The 20,524-nt window shown below is 75.9% G+C and carries 15 protein-coding genes and 1 pseudogene; 7 read left to right on the top strand and 9 right to left on the bottom strand.

The window, feature by feature from the left end; translation table 11 throughout:
- The first annotated feature begins 62 nt into the window (after positions 1 to 62).
- Positions 63 to 338, top strand: a complete 276-nt coding sequence (locus tag GCU56_RS19930) for a GlsB/YeaQ/YmgE family stress response membrane protein (RefSeq protein WP_239522610.1) — start codon at positions 63 to 65, stop codon at positions 336 to 338.
- A gap of 28 nt (positions 339 to 366) precedes the next feature.
- On the opposite strand, the gene GCU56_RS19925 is transcribed toward GCU56_RS19930, so the two are convergent.
- Positions 367 to 1,005, bottom strand: a complete 639-nt coding sequence (locus tag GCU56_RS19925; protein ID WP_163483562.1) for an MBL fold metallo-hydrolase — start codon at positions 1,003 to 1,005, stop codon at positions 367 to 369.
- A gap of 139 nt (positions 1,006 to 1,144) precedes the next feature.
- Here GCU56_RS19925 and GCU56_RS19920 point away from each other — a divergent pair, with 139 nt between their 5' ends.
- Positions 1,145 to 1,366, top strand: a complete 222-nt coding sequence (locus GCU56_RS19920) for a hypothetical protein (RefSeq protein ID WP_163483560.1) — start codon at positions 1,145 to 1,147, stop codon at positions 1,364 to 1,366.
- 36 nt (positions 1,367 to 1,402) lie between these two features.
- On the opposite strand, the gene GCU56_RS25370 is transcribed toward GCU56_RS19920, so the two are convergent.
- Together GCU56_RS25370 and GCU56_RS19910 are read right to left on the bottom strand one after the other, a co-directional pair.
- Positions 1,403 to 3,940 carry a LuxR C-terminal-related transcriptional regulator gene (locus GCU56_RS25370; RefSeq protein ID WP_163483559.1) on the bottom strand — a complete coding sequence of 846 codons (2,538 nt, stop codon included), beginning with the start codon at positions 3,938 to 3,940 and terminating at the stop codon, positions 1,403 to 1,405.
- Positions 3,937 to 5,901, bottom strand: a complete 1,965-nt coding sequence (locus tag GCU56_RS19910) for an Hsp70 family protein (RefSeq protein WP_163483557.1) — start codon at positions 5,899 to 5,901, stop codon at positions 3,937 to 3,939. The genes GCU56_RS25370 and GCU56_RS19910 overlap by 4 nt, the downstream gene beginning before the upstream one ends.
- A 296-nt stretch (positions 5,902 to 6,197) precedes the next feature.
- Between GCU56_RS19910 and GCU56_RS24850 the strand changes: the two genes are divergently transcribed.
- The 3 genes from GCU56_RS24850 to GCU56_RS19895 all read left to right on the top strand — a co-directional run bounded on the left by GCU56_RS24850 (position 6,198) and on the right by GCU56_RS19895 (position 11,021).
- The gene (locus GCU56_RS24850) at positions 6,198 to 7,433 is read left to right on the top strand and encodes an IniB N-terminal domain-containing protein (protein ID WP_163483555.1); all 1,236 of its coding nucleotides are present in this window, start codon (positions 6,198 to 6,200) and stop codon (positions 7,431 to 7,433) included.
- Between the two features lie 148 nt (positions 7,434 to 7,581).
- Entirely contained in the window at positions 7,582 to 9,408 is a 1,827-nt protein-coding gene (locus tag GCU56_RS19900) for a dynamin family protein (protein WP_163483553.1), read from the top strand.
- Complete coding sequence (locus tag GCU56_RS19895) at positions 9,405 to 11,021, top strand: dynamin family protein (RefSeq protein WP_345771961.1); 1,617 nt, start codon at positions 9,405 to 9,407, stop codon at positions 11,019 to 11,021. Before GCU56_RS19900 ends, GCU56_RS19895 begins: the two co-directional genes overlap by 4 nt.
- On the opposite strand, the gene GCU56_RS19890 is transcribed toward GCU56_RS19895, so the two are convergent.
- The 4 genes from GCU56_RS19890 to GCU56_RS19875 form a co-directional block, all read right to left on the bottom strand.
- Positions 10,908 to 11,534 carry a hypothetical protein gene (locus GCU56_RS19890; RefSeq protein ID WP_163483550.1) on the bottom strand — a complete coding sequence of 209 codons (627 nt, stop codon included), beginning with the start codon at positions 11,532 to 11,534 and terminating at the stop codon, positions 10,908 to 10,910. The genes GCU56_RS19895 and GCU56_RS19890 overlap by 114 nt on opposite strands.
- A 160-nt stretch (positions 11,535 to 11,694) precedes the next feature.
- A complete protein-coding gene (locus tag GCU56_RS19885; RefSeq protein ID WP_163483549.1) occupies positions 11,695 to 12,471 on the bottom strand; it encodes an enoyl-CoA hydratase-related protein in 777 nt (258 codons plus the stop codon).
- 111 nt (positions 12,472 to 12,582) lie between these two features.
- A complete protein-coding gene (locus GCU56_RS19880) occupies positions 12,583 to 14,247 on the bottom strand; it encodes an AMP-binding protein (protein ID WP_163483547.1) in 1,665 nt (554 codons plus the stop codon).
- A 2-nt stretch (positions 14,248 to 14,249) separates the two neighbouring features.
- Positions 14,250 to 15,248: a cyclase family protein gene (locus GCU56_RS19875; protein ID WP_163483545.1), complete on the bottom strand. Its 999-nt coding sequence runs from the start codon at positions 15,246 to 15,248 to the stop codon at positions 14,250 to 14,252.
- A gap of 400 nt (positions 15,249 to 15,648) precedes the next feature.
- On the opposite strand from GCU56_RS19875, the gene GCU56_RS19870 reads away from it, so the two are divergent.
- Complete coding sequence (locus GCU56_RS19870) at positions 15,649 to 17,376, top strand: protein kinase domain-containing protein (RefSeq protein ID WP_163483543.1); 1,728 nt, start codon at positions 15,649 to 15,651, stop codon at positions 17,374 to 17,376.
- Between the two features lie 21 nt (positions 17,377 to 17,397).
- Here the strand turns inward: GCU56_RS19870 and GCU56_RS25365 are convergent, their stop codons facing one another.
- Positions 17,398 to 18,057 (bottom strand): hypothetical protein, encoded by a 660-nt coding sequence (locus GCU56_RS25365; protein ID WP_163483542.1) that lies wholly within the window; start codon positions 18,055 to 18,057, stop codon positions 17,398 to 17,400.
- A 104-nt stretch (positions 18,058 to 18,161) separates the two neighbouring features.
- Between GCU56_RS25365 and GCU56_RS19860 the strand changes: the two genes are divergently transcribed.
- Entirely contained in the window at positions 18,162 to 19,445 is a 1,284-nt protein-coding gene (locus GCU56_RS19860) for a competence/damage-inducible protein A (protein WP_163483540.1), read from the top strand.
- Between the two features lie 329 nt (positions 19,446 to 19,774).
- On the opposite strand, the pseudogene GCU56_RS19855 reads toward GCU56_RS19860, so the two are convergent.
- Positions 19,775 to 20,524, bottom strand: a pseudogene (locus tag GCU56_RS19855) (hypothetical protein); the annotation flags it as partial.

Below are 20,524 nucleotides of genomic sequence, written 5' to 3'. Positions count from 1 at the left end.
CCCCTCACCGATCGAACGCGCCGAACAGAGGCGCGTTCTCGGATGCAACAAGGAGAGCAACCATGGTGATGGACATCCTGGGTCTCATCGTCGTCGGCCTGATCATCGGTGCCCTCGCCCGCCTCATCAAGCCGGGCAAGCAGCGGATGAGCATCCTGGTCACGCTGATCCTCGGCGTCGTCGGCGCCCTGATCGGTGGCTTCATCGCCAGCCTGTTCGGCACCGGCGACATCTTCGAGCTCAACATCCTGGGCTTCATCCTCGCCGTCGTCGCCGCCGTGCTCCTGGTCGGCGTCGCCGAGGGCCTGGGCGGCCGGAACCGCGGCGCCGTCCGCTGACCCCACCCCCCGGGGGCCTCGGCCGACCTCAGAGGTCGACCGAGTCCCCCGGGGACAGCCGGCTGAAGGGGGTCGGCGTGCCCGGCCCCTTCTCCCCCAGCAGGCCGCTCACGATGCCGAGACCGGCGTCGCTGAGCAGCCCGTCGTGGACGGCGTACGCCTGGTCGGCGTCCACGGCCCGCACGTAGTCGATCAACTCTGCGGTCTTCGACCACGGGGCGTGCATCGGCAGCAGCAGGGTGGCCACCGGCTCGCCCGGCACCGTCAGCGCGTCGCCGGGGTGGAACACCTGGCCGCCGACGAGGAAGCCGACGTTGGGCACGCGGGGGATGTCCGGGTGGATGACGGCGTGCAGCTCCCCGTGCACGTGCACGTCGAAGCCCGCCACGTCGACCGCGTCCCCGTCGCCCACCACGTGCACCCGCGCGCCCAGGCCCTCGAGCCGCGCGGCCACCGAGCCGTTGGTCCACACCTCGAGCGCCGGGTCGGCGTCCAGCGCCGCGCGCACCACGTCCTGGGCGAAGTGGTCCGGGTGCTCGTGGGTGATCAGCACCGCACTGGTGCCGGCCAGCGCCGCCGGGTCGGTGAAGATGCCCGGGTCGATGGCCAGTCGCCGGTCCCCGTCGCTGAGGACGACGCAGGCGTGGCCGTGCTTGGTCAGCTCCATGACCGCATCCTGCCGTTCCACCGCCCGGCCCGCTCGGCCCGGTCCGCTCGGCCCGGCGGGATCGTTCGCCTCACCCTTCGGGGGGAGGCCGGCTCACCGGCCGGTGTCCCTCCCCGGCCGGCGTGCCGACCCAGATGTCATGAGCACCCCGACCCTCACCACGCACGCCGCCGCCCGCAGCCGGGCCCACGGACCGACCGCCGCCCTCTGGCACGCGGTGGAGCTGCACCGTCCGGTGGCCGAGGTGGACGGGGCCTGCGAGCTGACCCTCTGCGGGTCGCTGGCGCGCATCGACGTCGAGCAGGTGTGGCCGGTCCCCGCGCGCGACGTGTGCCCCGCCTGCGTCGTCCTCGCCCGCTGAGACGCCCGCTCCCGCCTGACCCCGCGCCGGGCGCCCTCAGGCGCCCTCGGCGAGCTCCGCGCGCAGCCGGGCCAGCAGGTCCGACCTCGTGCTCGCACCCAGCCGCTGTCGCATGCGTGACACGTGGTGCTCCACGGTCTTGGCCGAGATGAAGAGCCGGCCACCGATCTCCCGGTAGGTCTGCCCCTCCACCACGAGCCGGGCGACCTCGCGTTCCCGGTCGCTGAGCGCACCGGTCGCCGCCACCGGCGCGTCCTCCGCCGCGGGGGCCGTCGGTGCCGCTGGTGCGGCGTCGCGCCCGGCGCTGTCAGCCAGCGAGCGCGCGCACCCGAGCAGCAGGGAGCGGGCCCGCGGGTCCGTGACGCGCGCCGCCGCCTGCCCGGCCAGCCGCGACCCGTCCCAGCCCAGCCCGACCGCGGTGAGCTCCTCGGCCGCGGTGACCACCGCGGTGGCGTCGATGTCGCCACCCAGCACCCGCGTCCACGACCGCCCGGCCCGGGCCAGCGTGGCGGCGTAGGGGCTGGTCCGCGAGGCGGCCACCAGGGCGGCCGCGTGCGGCCGCAGCCCGGCCGGGTCGTCGGTGATGATGGCCGCCTGCGCGCCGCTCCAGTGCAGCGACGTCGCCCACAGCTGGGGGTCCCCCAGCCGCGCGAGCAACGCCTGCGCCTCCGCCAGGTGCGGGCGCAGCCGGTCGCCGTCCTGGAGCCGGGCCGCGGCGATCACCAGCTCCCCCAGCGGCAGCAGCGTGAACAGGTCCACCGGGTACCGGACCACCGCCTCCCGGGCCCGCACCCACGCCCGCACCAGTGCCGGCACGTCGCTGCTGCGCCGGGCGAGCCCGACCTCCAGGGCCTGCAGGAAGACCTCGTCCCGCGGCTCGAGCCGGCCCGCGCCCTCCTGGGCCGCGGCCATGTGCTCGCGGGCGAGCGACATCCGCCCGGCGAGCATCGCGATCCAGGCCAGCAGCAGCCGGTACCGCGGGCGGCAGGGCGCTCCGCCCAGATCGGCCTGCACCGCGCGCTGGAGCACCGACTCGGCCACCCCCAGTTCACCCGAGTGCAGCGCGACGAGGGCGGCCAGCGACGCCGGGCTGTCCACCAGCAGCGCGGTCCGGCCCACCGGTTCCAGGACGGCGGCGGCCCGGGTGAGCGTCGACAGCGCCGCCGCGATGTCGTCGGCCGCGTTCTCGCCGGTCCGCAGCGACTGCGCCAGCCCCTGCGCGGTCAGCTCCTCGCTCACCGACAGCACGCTCGGCAGCACCCCGGCGGTGCGGGCACCGTCCAGGACGGCGGCGGCCTCCTCCGGCGCCCCCGTCGCCAGCAGGGCCAGCGCCTCGGACCCGGCCCGCTCCGGCCCGGCCAGCCGGCACAGCTGCGCGGCCTGCCCCAGGAGGCCGCGCTGGGCCAGCACCGCTGCCGCCACGCCCGCCGCGCGCGCCCGGTCGGGCGCCGCGGGGTCGGTCAGCGCGGCGTCGGCCCACTGCAGCGCGCCGTCCAGGTCACCGGCCAGCGCTGCGGCCTGCGCGCGCCGCGCGGCCAGGCCCGCCACCGGCGCCCCGGTCCTCGCAGCCGCACCGAACAGCTCTCCGGCCAGCGCGGGGTCGGCGGTCAGCGCCGCCTCGCCGTGCCGCTCGAGGAGCCGGGCCGCCCGGGGGTCGCGCACGTGCTCGGCCGCCAGCCGGCGGGCCAGCTCCACCGGCTCCTCGCCTCGTTCGACGAGCACGGCCAGCAGCTGCCGGCGGACCCGCCGCGTGACGTCGGGCGGTGTGGTGGTGAGCAGCACGTGTGCCACCAGCGGCACGACCGAGCCGCTGCCCAGCAGGAGGCCGGTGGCCCGGCTCGCGGTGACCAGTTCGGCCACGCCCGCCTCCGCCACGCCGAGCAGCTCGGCGAGGACGTCGTCCTCCAGCGGCGCGCCGGCGGCCACGGCGTGCAGCAGGGCACGCACCGGCTCGTCGGCGGCGGCGAGATCGGCCTCCACCCGGCCGGTCACCTCCGCCGGCACGACCAGCCGGGCGCCCGGCCGGCTCCCCCGACGCGCCAGGGAGCGCAGCAGCGGGTGGACGAGGGAGGGCAGCCCCCCGGTCTGGGCGAGCACGGCGTCGACGACGTCGGGGGTCGCGGAGTCGCCCATCAGCTCGCCCGCCCAGCCCCGCACCAGCGCGCGGTCGGCGTGGGTCAGCACGGCCGACCGCCGGTCGGGGCCCAGCTCGGTCAGCAGGCCGGTGAGCGGTGCGGGCCGCGGCCACGGGCGGGCGGCCAGCAGCAGCCGCACCCCGGGACGGGACAGGAGGTCGCGGATCCGGGCGGCGCTGTCCTCGCTGAGCAGGTGCGCGTCGTCGACGACGAGCAGCGCGTCGGCCGCCGGGTCCGGGGTCGCGGGGTCGGCGGCCGCCGGGTCCCGGACGGCGAGGCCGGCCCGCCCCGCGGCGTCGGCCAGCTCACGGAGCAGCGTGGTCTTCCCGGTGCCGCCGGGGCCGAGGACCGTCACGGCGGTCCGGGACCGGCCGGCGGTGAGCTCGCGGACGAGCTCGCCCGTCCCCGCGGGGAGACCCGTCCGGACGCCCGCGGTCACAGCTCCGCCACCGGAGGGGCGGCCTCCTCCGAGGTGGGCGCGGGGTCCGCGGGTGGCGTCTCCGCGGGCGGCGGGTCGGCCGGTGGCGTCTCGACCGGCGGCGGGTCGCTCGGCGGCGTCTCCACGGGCGGCGGGTCGCTCGGTGGCGTCTCCACGGGCGGCGGGTCGGCCGGTGGCGTCTCCACGGGCGGCGGGTCGGCCGGTGGCGTCTCCACGGGCGGCGGGTCGGCCGACGGGGACACCGGTGGCGGGGTCTGGGCCGGCGGCCGGTCGGGGGACGACGTGCCACCGGAGGACGAGGGGGCGGTGGTGCCCGGCGCCGTCGCGGGCGGCGGGGTGCTGCGGGGAGCCGGGGTGCCGGCCACGTCCGAGCCCGGTGTCCTGGCCGCCGAACTGGTCCGCGCGGCGGTCGTGATCGCCGCGGCCAGGCTGGTGACCGGTGAGCCGCCCGGGGCGACCGCGGCCACCTGCCCCCCTCCCGATCCCGCGCCGCGGCGCTGCGCGGGCTGCGGGCCGACCGTGGTCGGGCTCGGCTCGGAGCCGATCGCGGCGCTGCCCGACGCGATGACGCCGTCGCGCGGGGTGTCGGTCGCGCCCTGGCCCGAGGAGGTCGCGGTCACGTCCCCACCGAGGACGTCGGCCAGCGTCGGGGGCAGCACCACCAGGCCCAGGAGGGCGCCGGTGACCACGGCACCGCGACGCAGGCGGGCAGTCCGGTCGGTCGGCCGGCCGGCCGGCGTCCGGGCCGGCGGGGCGGTGCGCACGCGCCGGCGCAACAGCCGCTGGGGTGGGGCGACCTCCGGCGGGCCGTCCACCGCGAGCGCCGCCGTGGCGGGTACGCCGTCCGCGGGGACCGGCTCCCCTGGTCCCGGGACGGCAGGCACGGGCTGCTCGAGCCGCATGGCCTCGACCGTCAGGGCCTCGGCGGCGAGGGCCGCCGCGCCGAGAGCGGCGGTCAGCGCGGGATCAGCAGCGACCAGCAGTGGCCGGCCGAGCTCGCCGGACAGCGTCTCCGCCACCAGCGGTACCCGCACCCCGCCACCGGCGAGCACGATGCCGTCGAGCTCCCCGAGATCGAGGCCGCTCCCGGCGATCGCTCCCGCCAGCACCTCCACCGAGGTCAGGATGGGCGCGGTGAGGACCTCGTCCAGCTCCTCCCGGGTGAGGCGGACCGGGCCCTCCGCGCCGTCCACGTCGACGTCGACGACGGTGCTGGCCGACAGTGCCTCCTTGGCCGCGACGCAGGCCGCCCGCACGGTCCGCGCGCGGCTCCGGCTGGTCCGGTCGCCCTCCGGCGTACCCGAGCAGCGGCGCACGTGGGCGAGGACGGCGTCGTCGACGTCGCGTCCGCCCCAGCGCTGCGGCGCAGGCGGGTGGGCCAGGTGGGCCAGCGCCTCGTCGGCCGTCGGGCCGACCACGGCGGTGTCCAGCGTCGTCGCGCCGAGGTCGTAGACGGCGACGGTGGGCTCGGCCGGCAGGTCGCCGGTGGTGACGTGGTGGTGGGTGGCGGCGACCGCGGAGGAGACCAGGGAGAACCGCGGCACGCCGGCGGCCGCCAGCGCACGGGCGAGCTCCGCCCGGCGGTGCCCGGCCCAGGACGGGGGCACGGTCACCACGGTCCACGCGTCGGGGCCGCCCTCGCGTTCGGCCGCCAGCTCCCGGACCCACTGCACCGCGCCCGCGGCGACGTCGGCCGCCGCGACCGGACGGTCCCCGGCGTAGAGCGGTGCCGGGACGCCGATCCGCTCCATGACGCGGGTGACCGAGCCCGCGTCGTCCGCCGCAGCCGGTGCCACCCGACCGTCGAGCCCGACGGTCAGCCGGGTGGGGATCGATGCCGCGTGCTCCCCCAGGGGGAGGACCTCGGCAACCGACGCACCGCCCCCGTCGTTCCTGCACACCGCCGCGGAGAGGTCCCCGCCGCCGATGTCGATCCCCACCCCGTACTCGCCGTTGCGCACAGGTGCCCGCCCCCTGGTCTGCCCCCATCCCGGTGTCCTGCCTCGGACCTGCCGGTTCACCCGACCGTAGATCGCGGCAACCCCGTCTGTCCCCTCCGCCCCCTGTGTCGGACCGGTACGCACCGTGAGTGGGGGGCGACACCCCCCGTGCCCCTAACGGTGCGTCGCCGTCATCCCCCAATGCCGTCACCGGAGGAGGGGGCGTCCACCCGATGCCGGGAGAGGACGCCCACGGCTGGACTGCGGTCGACAGCCGGCCGACGGGAGCCGGCTCGAGAACCCAGGAGCACCCAGTCATGTCGACTCTGGCCAGCACGCTGCTCGACTTCATCCTCGACCTGTTCCGCGACCCGGCGAAGGCGGCGGCCTACGAGAACGACCCCCAGGGCGCCCTCGACGCGGCTGGTCTCGGCGACTCCTCGCCCAGCGACGTCGAGGCGCTGAAGCCGATCGTCACCGACCACGCGACGGTGGGCGGCTGGGGTGGCCGGGACGACTCGTGCGGGGACGACGACAAGGGCTCGCACGGCTACCGGCCGGCCGCCCGCGACGAGCACGACGAGGACAGGGACTCCGGCGTCTCGCCGGCCTCCCGCGACCACGACCACGACCACGACCACGACGACCACGACCACGACCACGACCACGGGCACGGGCACGGCGGCGTCTCGCCGGCCACTCCCGCCCCGGCCGGGTCGGAGACGGTCGTCATCACGCACCTGCAGAACATCCAGTACACGAACACCGAGACCCACGTCTCGATCGACGCCTCGCACAGCATCTGGGTGAGCGGGGACGCACAGGCGATCTTCGGCGACGTCCGGGGCGACGTGACCCAGATCGACAACGAGGGCGGCATCGTCGCCGGCGACGACGTGTCGCACAGCGGCGTCGACAACAGCGACAATTCGGTCAACGACTCCGGCAACACGAACGTCGAGGTCGACATCGAGGACAGCCCGATCAACCTGGGCGGCAACCAGGCCGTCGACAGCCTCAACGGCAACGACATCGGCAGCCACAACCAGGACAACGACGTCATCGCCGACCGCGGCGGCCAGGTCGGCGACAACACCGCGGTGGTCGTGGACGACGTGACCGTCGTGAACGACTCGTACAACGGCAACGACCTGTCGACGGACAACAGCGTCAACGGCAGCCTCAACGGCAACGACCTGTCCTCGACCGACAACAGCGTCAACGGCAGCTTCAACGGCAACGACCTGTCCGACGACGACGGCGTCGACGACTCGTTCAACGGCAACGACCTGTCGCAGGACAACGTCGGCAACGACTACTCGGAGGTCGACGCCTCCATCAACGACTCGTTCCAGGACAACTCCGACGACGACGGTCTCGACCTGGACGACGTCGGCAACGGCTCCGGGAACGACTACTCGGAGACGAACACCACCATCGAGGACAACGACGACTACACGTCCATCTCCTCGGACGACGACTTCAACAACAACGACGACAACGCGTTCGCCCTGGGTGGAGCCGCCAACACCGGTTCCGTCGAGGTCGACTGACCCACTCCCCCCGGTGGCGGCGGCCCGACCCGCCGCCACCGGGTGACAGCTGCCCGGTCCGGGCGTCCCACGGGGCGCGCCTGGACCGGGCAGCACTCTGTCCAGCAGCAGCCCGGTGGTGGAATGGCCGGGTCTCGAGGAGGTGCCCGTGGCCACAGCGGCACAGCTGATCGACCGCGCGATCGCCCTGGCGCAGGCGTGCGAACGGCCGGACCTGCACCGCCGGCTCCGGCAGGTGAAGGCGCGCACCGCCAGCCCCGGTGTCCGGGTGCTCGTCGTCGGCGAGCCCAAGCAGGGCAAGAGCTCGCTGGTCAACGCCCTGGTCGGTGCGCCGGTCTGCCCGGTGGCCGACGACGTCGCCACCGTCGTCCCCACCGTCGTCCGGGCCGGGGAGACACCGCGGGCCACCCTGGTCGTGGCCACCGGGACGGGCGACCCGGCCGCCGGGGCCGACGTCGACGAGCTGCCCACCGAGCGGGTCCCCGTCCCCATCGAGCAGGTCGCCGCCCGGGTCACCGGCGCCGGCACCGAGCGGCTGGTGCAGGCCGAGGTCGAGCTGCCCCGGCGACTGCTCGACGGCGGGCTGGAGCTGGTGGACACCGCCGGGGTCGGCGGGGTGGGGATGGCCCGGGCACTGCGCACGGTGGACCTGCTGCCCAGCGCCGACGCCGTCGTCCTGGTGTCCGACGCCAGCCAGGAGTTCACCGCACCCGAGATGGCCTTCCTGGAGCAGGCGGCCGCGCTGTGCCCGACGGTCGTCTGCGTGCTCACCAAGACCGACGCCTGCCCGCAGTGGCGCACGGTCGCCGACCTCGACCGCGCGCACCTGGCCGCCCGCGGCCTCGCCGCTCCCCTGCTGCCGGTGTCGGCCGCCCTGGCGCAGCTGGCGGTGCAGCACCGGGACCGCGAGCTGCACGACGAGTCCGGGATCGCCGCGCTGGTCTCGCACCTGCGCCAGGAGGTGGTCGAGCGGGCGGAGACGCTGGCCCGGCGCTCGCTGGTGCACGACCTCTCGGCGGTCACCGAGCACCTCGCGCTGGCCCTCCGGTCGGAGCTGGCCATCCTCGAGGACCCGGCGGGCCGTGACGAGCTGCTGCGCGGGCTGGAGGAGGCCAAGGCCGCCGCCGACGACCTGCGCCGGCGCTCCTCGCGGTGGCAGCAGGTGCTCGGCGACGGGGTCACCGACCTGATGGGCGACATCGAGTTCGACCTGCGCGACCGCTCGCGGGTGGTCACCCGGGAGGCCGAGGAGGCCATCGACGCGCAGGACCCCGGCCCGGCCTGGCCGGAGATCGCCGAGTGGCTCGACCGCCGGATCGCCGCCGCGGTCGCCGACAGCTACGTCTGGGCCGAGCAGCGCTCGGAGTGGCTGGCCGAGCGGGTGATCGAGCAGTTCGCCCGGGACGGCGGCGCCGCCGTCCCGGCGCTGTCGGTGGGGGCCGCGGGAGACGCGCTGGAGGGGCTGGTCGACCTCCCGCTCATCGACGACGGCGCCATGACTCTGCGGGAGCGGACGCTGATCGGGCTGCGCGGCTCGTACACCGGCGTGCTCATGACCGGGCTGGTCACCAGCCTGGCCGGCATGGCGATCATCAACCCGGTGTCGCTGGCCGCCGGCGTGCTGCTGGGTCGCAAGGCCTACAACGACGACAAGTCCCAGCGGCGGCAGCGGCGTCAGTCGGAGGCCAAGACCGTCGTCCGCCGGCACCTCGACGAGGTCGTCTTCCAGGTGGGCAAGCACCTCAAGGACCGGCTGCGCACCGTGCAGCGGACGCTGCGCGACCTGATCACCGACACCGCCGAGGAGATGTCCCGGACGCTGGCCGACGCCGTGACCGCCGCCCAGCGGTCGACGAAGGAGGCCACCGCCGAACGCGACGCCCGGATCCGTGCCCTGCGCACGCGGCTCGAGCAGCTGGACCGGCTCGCCGCCGACGTCCGGGCGCTGGACCGGGTCGCGATCGGCGCCCGGTGACGGTGCCGGCCGGCGACGGGCTCGCGACCACAGCCACCGACGACGTCCGGGCGCTGCTGGACCGCGCCCTGGAGCTCTACGGCGACGATCCCGCCGTCGTCGCCCGCCTGCGCGCCCAGCGGGAGCGGCTGGACGGCCCGCTGCGGCTGGCCCTCGTCGGGCGGGTGAAGTCGGGCAAGTCCACGCTGCTCAACGCCCTCGTCGGCGCCCGGATCGCCCCCACGGACGCCGGCGAGTGCACGCGCGTGGTCACCCTCTACCGGCACGGCCCCACCCCACGCGTGGAGCTGCACGGCGTCGACGGCGGGCTGCGGACCCTGCCGGTGCGCCGTGCCGACGGGGGCCTGGCACTGGAGCTCGGGGGTGTGCCGCCCGACGAGGTCGCGCACCTGGTCGTGGAGTGGCCGGCGACCGACCTGCTGCCCGCCACGGTGGTCGACACCCCGGGGATCGCCTCGCTCTCGGCCGGCACCAGCGCCCGCACCCGCACCTTCCTGGCGGCCGACGAGGGCCCGTCCGGCGCCGATGCCGTCGTCTTCCTCACCCGCCAGCCGCAGCCGGAGGACGTCGCCGTGCTGTCGGCCTTCCAGGCCGGCACGGGTGCACCCGGGGCGCACACGACGACGATCACCGTGCTCTCCCGCGCCGACGAGGTGGGGTCGGGCCGGCTGGACGCCCTGCTCGCCGCGGGAGCGGTGGCCCGGCGGATGTCGGAGGACCCGGACGTGCAGGCGGTGAGCTCGGCGGTGGTGCCGGTCGCCGGGCTGCTCGCACTGGCCGGGCGCACCCTGCGGCACGGGGACTTCGTCGCGCTGCGGACCCTCGCCACGGCCGACGCCGGGCAGGTCGCCGGCATGCTGCTGACCGCCGACCGGTTCTGCCGGTCCGAGGCGCCGGTCCCGCTGTCGCCGGACGTACGGGTGTCCCTGCTGGACCGGCTGGGTCTCTTCGGGATCCGGCTGTCACTCACGCTGATCCGCGCCGGGATCACGGACGCCTCCGCACTGGCCGACGAGCTGCTGCGGCGCAGCGGGCTCACCGAGCTCCAGCGGCTGCTGCACGTGCACTTCACCGCGCGGGGCGACCAGCTCAAGGCGGCGACGGCGCTGCAGCAGCTCGGGGTGGTGCTCCGCGACCACCCCGTCGCCGGCGCCGACGAGCTGCTGGCCGGCCTCGAGCAGCTGCGGCTGGCCGCCTCCGACAGCGCCGAGCTGGAGCTGCTGGCCCGCTCGCGGGCGCCGCGGGGTCCCCTCCCCCCTGCCCTGCGGACCGAGGGGGAGCAGCTGCTGGGCGCCGAGGGCACCGGTCCGGCCGCCCGGCTGGGACTGCCGGAGGGCACGCCGGACGCCGCGCTCCGGACGGCGGCACGGGCCGCGCTGGACCGCTGGCGGGACGTCGCGGAGGACCCGCTGGCCGACCGCGCGACCGCGGACGCCGCGGAGGTCGTCGTCCGCTCCTGCGCGCTGCTGCTCGCCGGCCTGGACGGCTGGCCGGGCCGCTCAGCGGCGGGCGCCGCCGCGCGCGAAGTGCCGGGCGGAGCGGGCGAGCAACGGGAGCAGGGCGACGACGAACGCGCCGGCGCCGGCGACCAGCGCCCAGCGGTCGACGTCTGACCCACCCGCCACCACGCTCTGCGCGATGTCCAGCGCCAGCACCGTGGGCAGGACGGCGACCAGCAGGGCCCAGCGCGCCCACGAGCGCCCCCGCACGACCAGCAGCAGGAACACCGTCGACACCAGCACGAGGACCGTCACGCTGCCGGCGACGACGGCCATCGTCGCGCGCACGCCGTCGGCGACCAGCTCGGCCGAGGCGGTCGGGTCGTCCGCGGTGGCCGTCGCGGACAGCCGGGCCTCGAGGGCGGCGCGGTCGAGGAACGCGGCGACGATGCCCACGACCACCGCGGCGCACCCGGTCCACCAGAGCCCGGCCGCCGCCCGCACCGAGGCCGGCGCGACCCTGGGCGTCCGGCCGATCGGGAGCGCGATGTCACTGGTCACCGCCGGGCGCGGCGGCGGGAGCTGCGCGGCGACGTTGCCGGTCATGACGGTGCGCCGTGGCAGCGGGCGGTGCCCCTCCGGCACCTCGGCCGGCGACGGCGCCCGGGCGTCGGCCCTGCCCCGCACTGCTCGTGATCCAGCGAACTCCGTCACGTGACCCCCATCAGACGACGTGGCCGGAGCCTGTCATCGCCCGGGCCGCCGCCGGCAGCGGGCGGCGGGACGACCGTCCGGAAGCGGCCGGACACCGCGGGTGTCGGTACGGGCAGCACTGTCGGGGTCGCCCTCAGTGACCGGTGAAGCGGGGCGGGCGCTTCTCCAGGAACGCCTCGACGGCCTCCCGGTGGTCGGCCGTCCGGCCCAGTTCGGTCTGCAGGCGAGCCTCCAGCGCCAGGGTGTCCTCGAGCGCGTCGGTGGCCGCGGTGGCCAGCACCGTCTTGAGCGCCCGGTAGGCGGCCGTCGGGCCGGCCGCGAGGCGGGCGGCGAGCGCCTGGGCCTCGGGCAGGACCTGCTCGGGCTCGACCACCCGGTGGACGAGGCCCCACATGGCGGCGGTCTCGGCGGGGAAGGCGTCGGGCAGCAGCAGGATCTCCGCCGCGCGGGAGCCGCCGACGCAGTGCACGAGCCGGGAGGCCAGCGCGGAGTCGCTGGACAGGCCGATGCCGGCGAAGGCGGTGGTGAACTTGGCCCCGGCGGCGGCGATCCGCAGGTCACCGGCGAGCGCGAGGCCCATGCCGGCCCCGGCGCAGGCGCCGTTGACCGCCACCACGACCGGGATCCGGAGCGCGGCCAGCGCCAGGACCAGCGGGTTGTACTCGTCCTCGACGACCGACAGCGACGTCGCGGCGTCCCCCCGCAGCGCCTCGACGTGCTGGGCGAGGTCCTGGCCCACGCAGAAGGCACGCCCGGTGCCGGTGAGCACGACCGCCCGCACCGCGCCGTCCGAGGCCACCTCCCGGACGACGTCGAGCAGCTCGCGGCGGGACTGGTGGGTGAGCCCCGCGCGCAGCATGGTGATCGTGGCGACCCCGCCGGCGTCCTCGCGGGTCACGGTCTCGGGCACCGTCGTCCCACCTCGTCTCTCGTCCTCCATGAGCACCCCGGCGGGATCGGCGATCCCCGTCGCTCCGCAGGTCGGAAGCGTAGGAGACCGCCGGTCCCGCCGCGGCCGGGGTCACCCGCCGGACGGCCGGTCCCGCAGCTCCCGCCGGAGGATCTTGCCGGTGACCGTCTTGGGCAGCTCGTCGATGACCTCGACCTGTCGCGGGTACTTGTACGCGGCCATGCGTTCCCTGCAGTGCGCGATCAGCTCCTCGACCGTCACCTCGGCACCGGCCCGGAGGCTGACGAACGCCTTGACGGTCTCCCCGCGCCTCTCGTCCGGGACGCCGACGACCGCGGACTCGCGCACGGCCGGGTGCTCGGCCAGCACGTCCTCGACCTCGCGTGGCCAGACCTTGTAGCCCGAGGCGTTGATCATGTCCTTCTTGCGGTCGACGATGAACACCCAGCCGTCAGGGCTCATGAAGCCGACGTCGCCGCTCTTGAGCGCCCCGCCGGGCAGGTTGGCCGCCGTCTCCTCCGGTTTGCCCCAGTAGCCGGCGACGACCTGGGGCCCGTGGGCGACGATCTCCCCCACCTCGCCCAGGGGCAGGTCCGCCCCGTCGTCGTCCTGGATGCGGACGACGGTGTTCGGCGCGGGCACCCCCACCGACAGCGCCCCCGATGTGGGGTCCACCGGCGAGGAGGAGCCGAACGGGGTGACCGTCATCGGCGACGTGGTCTCGGTCAGGCCGTAGGCGTTGTGCAGCGGGGTCCCCGTGGCCGCGAGGAACGCCTTCTCGGCCGTCGGCGAGATCGCCGCGCCCCCGGAGTAGACGGAGGTGAACGAGGAGAAGTGGCCCCTGGTGAACCCGGGCGCGTTGAGCAGGGCGTTCAGCGCGGTGATGGCACCGATGGTGAACGCCGGCCGGTGCTCGAGGAGGGCGTCGAGGACCACCTGCGGCTCGAACCGGTAGGCCAGGACCAGCGGCGCCGGGACGAGCATGCTCACCGCGATGTGCCCGATCAGCCCGGTGATGTGGAACAGCGGGGCGATCCCGAAGATGGCGCCGTCCCGCCCCGCCCGGGCCCAGTCCCGGTAGACCTGCGCGGTGAAGACCACGTTCCGGTGGGTGTTCATCGCACCCTTGGGCACGCCGGTGGTCCCCGAGGTGTAGGTGAGGAACGCGACGTCCTCGGGCGCCAGCTGCACCGGCGGCGGCGCCTGCCCCCGGTGCTCCTCGACGAACTCCCGGAGGTCACGGGTGCCCTCGTGCCGCTGACGGCTCATCCCGGCGAAGAGCCGGTCGTCGTCGCGGGTCTGGAACTCCAGCTCGCTGGTGGTGAGGACGAGTCGCACGTCGCTGTCGGGCACGACGTCGCGCGCGACCTCGTCGTAGAGGGCCTCGAGCGAGACGAGCACCGTCGCGCCCGAGTCCTCCAGCAGGTACGCCAGCTCCCGTCTCCGGCTCATCGGGTTGATCGAGACCATGACGCCGCCGGCCTTCCAGGTCGCCACCATGGCGATGACGAACTGGGGCACGTTCTGCAGGTACACCGCCAGGCGGTCGCCGGCGGAGAACCCGTTGGCGAGGAGCCCGGCGGCGAGGGCGTCGCTGAGCTCGTCCAGCTCCTGCCGGTAGATGGTGCCGTCGAAGTAGTGCAGGGCGGCGCCGGCCGGGTCCTGCGCGACCCCGGCGCGGAACATGTCGAGCGCGCTGGCGTACTCGATCTCGTAGTCGGCCGGCTGGCCCACCTCGTAGAGGGCCAGCCACGGCCGGTCGGTGTACGTGGTCATGGCTACTTGATCGCCAGCGGGTTGACCGGCGACCCGGTGGCGCGGTGCACCTTCAGCGGCGCGGCGGCGTAGAGGAACGTGTACTGGCCGTCCGCGGCGCAGCTCTCGGCCAGCTGCTCCAGGTCGCAGATCTCGGTGAGGGCGACGCCGAGGTTGCGCATCAGGGCGCAGTGCAACGGCAGCGCGGTGCCGTTGTTCGGGTCGTAGGTGACCTCGTTGGCGATGGTGTCGGTGACCAGGTTCGGGATCTCCATGTCCTGGAACCAGCGCACCAGCTCGGGGCTGTAGACCAGGCCGGGTTCGTTGAACCCGTCGTAGAAGGCGTCGCCCTGGTCGTGGAACAGCTGCAGGAAGTTGGTGCGGATGACCACGATGTCGCGCTCCTCGATGTGGGTGCCCTGGGCCTCGGCGCACGCCACGAGGTCCTCGTGGCTGAACGTCTCGCCCTTGTCGAGGGTCGGCTTCCCGCGGAAGCGGGCCATGTCGAGCAGGATCCCGCGGCCGACGACGCCGCGCTGGGCGATGGGCTCGACGCTGGCGCGGCCCATGCCACCGACCGTGGTGCGGGCGTCGTAGCCGTTCCAGATCTGCCCGCCGTACCAGACGTGGCCGAGCGCGTCGTACTGCGTGGAGCCCTGCAGGAAGGCGTTGATCTTGTCGTCGGCGTAGTGCAGGCCGCCGGGGAACTGCGGTGCGTCGGGGGAGTCCCAGCTGGACTCGTCCAGGATCTGGGTGCGCTCGGCAGGCGTGCGCCCGGGCCACACCGGATCGCCCTTCGGGTCGCCGATCAGTCGCTGCAGGGTGAAGACCCGGCCCTGCCTGATGTGCTGCACGCCGCGCATGACCTCCTCGGCGGTCAGGTAGTTCAGCGAGCCCACCTCGTCGTCGGGCCCCCACTTGCCCCAGTTGGTGGGGGCGTCGGCCAGGACCTCGGTCATGTCCGGGACAGCGCGGGGCTCCACCGGCGCCTGCTCCTCGGCCTTCTCAGCGGCGTTGGCCATGGCTGACCGTCCTCTCGTCGTCGAGTGGTGCGGGCGGGCCCGATCGGTCCGCCGGGTGACCACCGTCACAGTCGACCGTTGCGGCTGGCAAGCGTCGGGGGCGTCGGCCGGCGGTCGGCTGCAACGTCGGCGCAACCGTCCCGAGCCGGCCGGCCGTCCAGCAGTGACCGAGCTGTGACGAACGGCCCCGTCCGGAGGTCCTCCGACCTGGGAGGATGGCGGTGCACGGTCCCGGCGGTCGCCACGGACCCGTCGCCCGCCCGGACAGCGACACGCCCGGGATGCGGTCGTCGGGCCTGGCATGTGTAGTTGCCGGGGCCGCGGGACATCCAGACCCGGGGGCACCGGCGTCCCCAGGCCGAGGAGCGACGGCCGGGAGCAGGGCGGGGAGTGAGCCACCGTGGTGGAGCCGGGTCGGCGTGAGCTGGGGCAGCGGTACCAGCTCGCCCAGCTGATCGCCTCCGGTGGGATGGGCCAGGTGTGGCGCGGCACCGACGGGCTGCTCGGGCGCCCGGTCGCGGTCAAGGTGCTGCGCAGCGAGTACACCGGGGACCCCACCTTCCGGGCCCGCTTCCGCGCCGAGGCGCAGCACGCCGCCGCGCTGAGCCACCCGCACATCGCCGGCGTCTACGACTACGGCGAGACCGAGGCCACCGACGGCAGCGGCGAGACACTGGCCTACCTGGTGATGGAGCTGGTCGAGGGCGAGCCGCTGTCGGCCGTGCTGCAGCGCGAGGGGCGGCTGGACTCGACCGTCGCCCTGTCGGTGCTCGAGCAGACGGCGTCCGCGCTGGCCGAGGCGCACCGCGTCGGCCTGGTGCACCGCGACGTCAAGCCGGGGAACATCCTGGTCCGCGGCGACGGCAGCGTGAAGATCACCGACTTCGGCATCGCCTGGTCGGCGGGCAGCGTGCCGCTCACCCGCACCGGCCAGGTCATCGGCACCCCGCAGTACCTCTCGCCCGAGCAGGCGGAGGGCCACCTGGCCACCCCGGCCAGCGACGTCTACGCCCTCGGCCTGGTCGGCTACGAGTGCCTGACCGGCCACCCCGCCTTCGACGGCGACAACGCCGTCACGATCGCGCTCAAGCAGGTCCGCGAGGAGCCCGAGCCGCTGCCCGACGACCTGCCCGGCGAGATCCGGACGTTGATCCGGCGGGCGCTGTGCAAGGACCCGGCGGCGCGGATGCCCGACGGGGCGGCGTTCGTCGCCGCGATCGGCGACGTCCGCGCCGGCCGGCCGCAGCCCGAGCCCCCGCCGACGCGCGCCCTGGCCGCCGTCCCCGCGGTCGCCGCGACGGGCGAGCACCCCGCCCCCGAGCGCCCTCCGGTGGCCGGGAGCAGCACTCCACCGGTCCGCCGGCGGCGGGGCGCCGCACTGCTGGTGCCGGCGCTGGCGCTGCTGCTGGGTGCGGGAACGGCCGCCGCGGTGTTCGTGGCGGTCGCCGGCGACGACGGCGGCAGGCAGCCGGTGGTCGCCGCACAGACCGACGACACGGCGGTCGTGCTCGACGCCGCGGACTTCATCGGCCGCCCGGTCGACGAGGTCGCCCTCGCCCTCTCCGCGCTCGGGCTGCTCGTGCAGCGGCAGGAGCAGGTCACCGAGGACGCCGTCCCGGGCATGGTGACCGGCGTCGAGCCGGAGGGCAGCGCCCTGCGGGCCGGCGAGGAGGTGCTCGTCGTCTACGCCGTGGCACCGCCGGCACCGGCGCCGGGGACGACGACCGGCCGCACGTCCGCGCCGGTGACCGGCGCCGCGGGCGAGGGCGAGCCCGCACCCGTCGTCCCGAGCACCCAGGCGCAGGACGTGCCCTCGGCGGAGCCGACGACACCCGTTCCGGAGCCGACGACGCCCTCGGAGCTGCCGGCGAGCGGGGCGACGACGACGGTCCCGTCCCGGCCCGCGGCCGGCACCTCCGCCGGGCCGGCACCGACGACGACCGCGCCGCCGGCGTCCTCCGCTCCTGCGACGGCTTCCTCCACCGCGACCTCGACGTCAGTCAGCCCCCCGGACGGGAACGGCAACGCCAACGGGAACAACGGCGGGAACGGGAACGGCGGGAACGGGAACGGCGGGAGCGGGGACGGCGGGAACGGGAACGGCGGGAACGGGAACGGGCAGGGCTGACCCGGCCCGTCCCCGGAGGCGTCAGCCCCGGCGGGCGGAAGCGACCCAGAGCGCGGCGCCCAGGGCCGCCAGCGCAGCGGTGAGCACGAAGCCACGGTCGCTGTCGACCCGGGGCAGCACGACCAGCACCCAGAAGACCGCCAGGCCGGTCAGCCCGCCGGCGGCCACCTTCCAGGCGCCGTCGGCCCGCAACCGGGCGCCGGGCAGGAGGCGGGCGGCCGACGGCAGCAGCCCGAGCAGGGTCGCCACGGTCGCGAACGCCGACCACAGCGGCACCGCCGACCAGAGGGGGTCGGTGCCGAAGCCGAGGGTGAGCCCGAGCTCCAGCAGTACGAGGCTCAGCACGGTGAGCCCGGTCCCGATGAGCGCGGCGCGGTCCTGCGGCGAGCGGGGCGCACGCGGGGGCCGGGGGGTCTTGGCCGCCTGGGGTGCGTGCGGCTCCGCCGCTGCGGCGGCGCTCGGCGGGGTGCCGGCTTCGGGCAGGCCGGGCACGAAGTCGACCGGCCCGGTGGGCTGGACCTCGTCGGGGGCGGCCGCGGGGGTCTGTGCCGACGCGGTCAGCTCCACCCGTGGCAGCTGGGCGGTCGCGGTGGACCCGGCGGCGACGGCGATGTCCTGGGTGGCCGGGGTCTCGGCGTCCTGGCTCTGGACGGGCTGGGGGGTGGTGGTCGTCTGGCTCACGGTTCCTCCTCGCCGTCCGGGGCGGCACTCGCTCCCCGGGCACCGTAACGGCGGCGCGGCCCCGGCCCGGGGACGTCGCCCGGCGGGTCACTAGGGTCGCCGGGGTGGTCGCGCGCGCAGGGATCGTCGTCACCGGCACCGAGGTGCTCACCGGCCGGGTGACCGACCGCAACGGGCCCTGGCTGGCCGAGCAGCTCCGGGTGGGCGGCGTCGACGTGGGCACCGTGCTCGTCGTCGGCGACCGGCCCGAGGACCTGCGCGCGGCGCTCGGCTTCCTCGGCTCCCTCGGCATGGACCTGGTGATCACGACCGGCGGTCTCGGTCCCACCGCCGACGACCTCACGGCCGAGGTCGTCGGGGACGTGCAGGGCCGGCCGTCGGCCGTGGACCCGGAGCTGGAGCGGCAGATCGGCGCGATCGTCGAGCGGCTCATGACCCGCCGCGGCTGGCGCGCCGACCCCGAGGCCACCGCCGCGGGCACCCGCAAGCAGGCCATGGTGCCCGCCGGTGCCACGGTGCTGCCCCCGGTCGGGACGGCCCCCGGCCTCGTCGTCCCCCCGGTGGACGGGCGCGACGGACCGGTGGTCGTGGTGCTGCCGGGGCCGCCGCCGGAGCTGCAGGGGATGTGGCCCGCCGCGCTGGCCGACCCGGCGGTCCGGGCGGCCCTGGCCGGACGGAGCGAGCTGCGCCAGGAGACGGTTCGGTTGTGGGGGACGCTGGAGTCGCAGCTCGCCGCCACCCTGCGCGACCACGACGCCGAGCTGACGGGGCTGGAGATCACCACGTGTCTCCGTGACGGCGAGCTGGAGATCGTCACCCGCTACGGGCCCGACGGGCAGCCGGCCTACGACCGACTGGTCGGCGTCCTGCGGGAGGAGCACGGGGAGCAGCTGTTCTCGACCGGGCCCACCGTGGACGACCTCGTGGCCGGTGCCCTCGCCGAGCGGGGGCTGACGGTGGCCACCGGGGAGTCGTGCACGAGCGGGCTGCTGGTGGCGCGGCTGACCGAGCGGGCCGGGTCGTCGGCGTGGGTGCTCGGCGGGATCGCCTCGTACGCCAACTCCGCCAAGGAGGCCCTGGTGGGCGTCCCGGCGGGGATGCTCGCCGAACACGGCGCGGTCAGCACCCAGGTGGCCGCGGCACTGGCCGAGGGCGCCCGTGCGCGGTTCGGTGCCGACGTCGGGGTCGGCATCACCGGTGTCGCCGGTCCGGGCGGCGGGTCGCCGTCCAAGCCGGTCGGCACGGTGCACCTGTGTGCGGTCGGTCCCGAGGGGCGGCAGGCACGCTCGGTGGTGCTCCCCGGCTCGCGGTCGGCGGTCCGGCAGCGCTCGGTCACGCTGGCCATGCAGATGCTGCGTCAGCTGCTGCTCGGGGGCCCGCCGGCCTGAGCCGCGCAGAGCGGAGGGGACGGCGCGTGTCGCGGTGCGCCGTCCCCTCCGTCTGGTGATGGGCGGGAGGCCGGAAGTCCCGGGTGGGGGCAGATCGTGCCCCGCGCGCCCGGTACTCCCTCCCCCGTTACCTCCCGCCCGGTGGCCTCGGCCCGCCGGTCCTGACTGGTCGTGGCCACCCGACCGGCCTCAGCCGGTCCGCTCCATCGCGGGTTCCCCGTGTCCCGGTCCGGGCGCGTCAGCGACCCATCCGTCGGACATGAGGAGCGGTTCCCGCCGGTCCCGAGCCGATGGGCGTCAGGGAGCGGGTGGAGCCGCGGAGGAACCCGTCAGTCGGGCGAGAAGGAGGGCTCGGCGTCCGAGCCGTCCTCGAGGGTCGCGACCGCGGTGGTCGAGACCCGATCCACCGATGCCTGGTCCAGCGACAGGGGCGGGAACGAGGCGAGCAGCGACAGCGGTGTGGAGCTGCCGAAGACGGAACCGGACGGGGCCGTCGGACCTGCGGGCGCCGCCGGGGCGGCCGGCACGCCGGTCGGCACGGACGGCGCCGGCGGCAGCTGTGCAGGCGCGGACTGCACGTCGGTGGCCTGGGTGCCGGCAGTCAGGGGCGGCTGCGCAGCGGCCAGCCCCACCGGCGCCACGGAGATCCCGGGGTGGGCTCCGGCGACCGGGCCGGCGACCGGGCCGGCGACCACCGTGGCCGGCGTGATGGCCGCGGTGACCGGCTGGTCGGACTGCACGACGGCGGCCTCCGGCACGGCGGCCTCGACCACCGCCCCGGTCGCCTCGGCGACGGGCTCGAGGGCCTCCACCGTCGGCTCGACGGCCTCGGTGACCGGCTCGAGGGCGCCGGCACCGGGCTCCACGACTCCGAGGACCGGCGCGACCACGTCGATCGCGGGCTCGATGACCTCGACCACCGGCTCGACCACGGTGACCGGCGGGACCACCACCGTGACCGGCTCGATCACCGGTGGCAGCGCGTCGACCACCGGCTGGATGACGTCGATGACCGGCGCGGTCACCGGTGGGAGGGCGTCGAGCACGGGCGGGATGGCGTCGATGACCGGCCGGATGAC

The sequence above is a fragment of the Geodermatophilus sabuli genome (genome assembly GCF_010686765.1).
GTDB classification, from domain to species: domain Bacteria; phylum Actinomycetota; class Actinomycetes; order Mycobacteriales; family Geodermatophilaceae; genus Geodermatophilus; species Geodermatophilus sabuli_A.
This window is presented reverse-complemented; position numbering and strand designations above follow the sequence as displayed.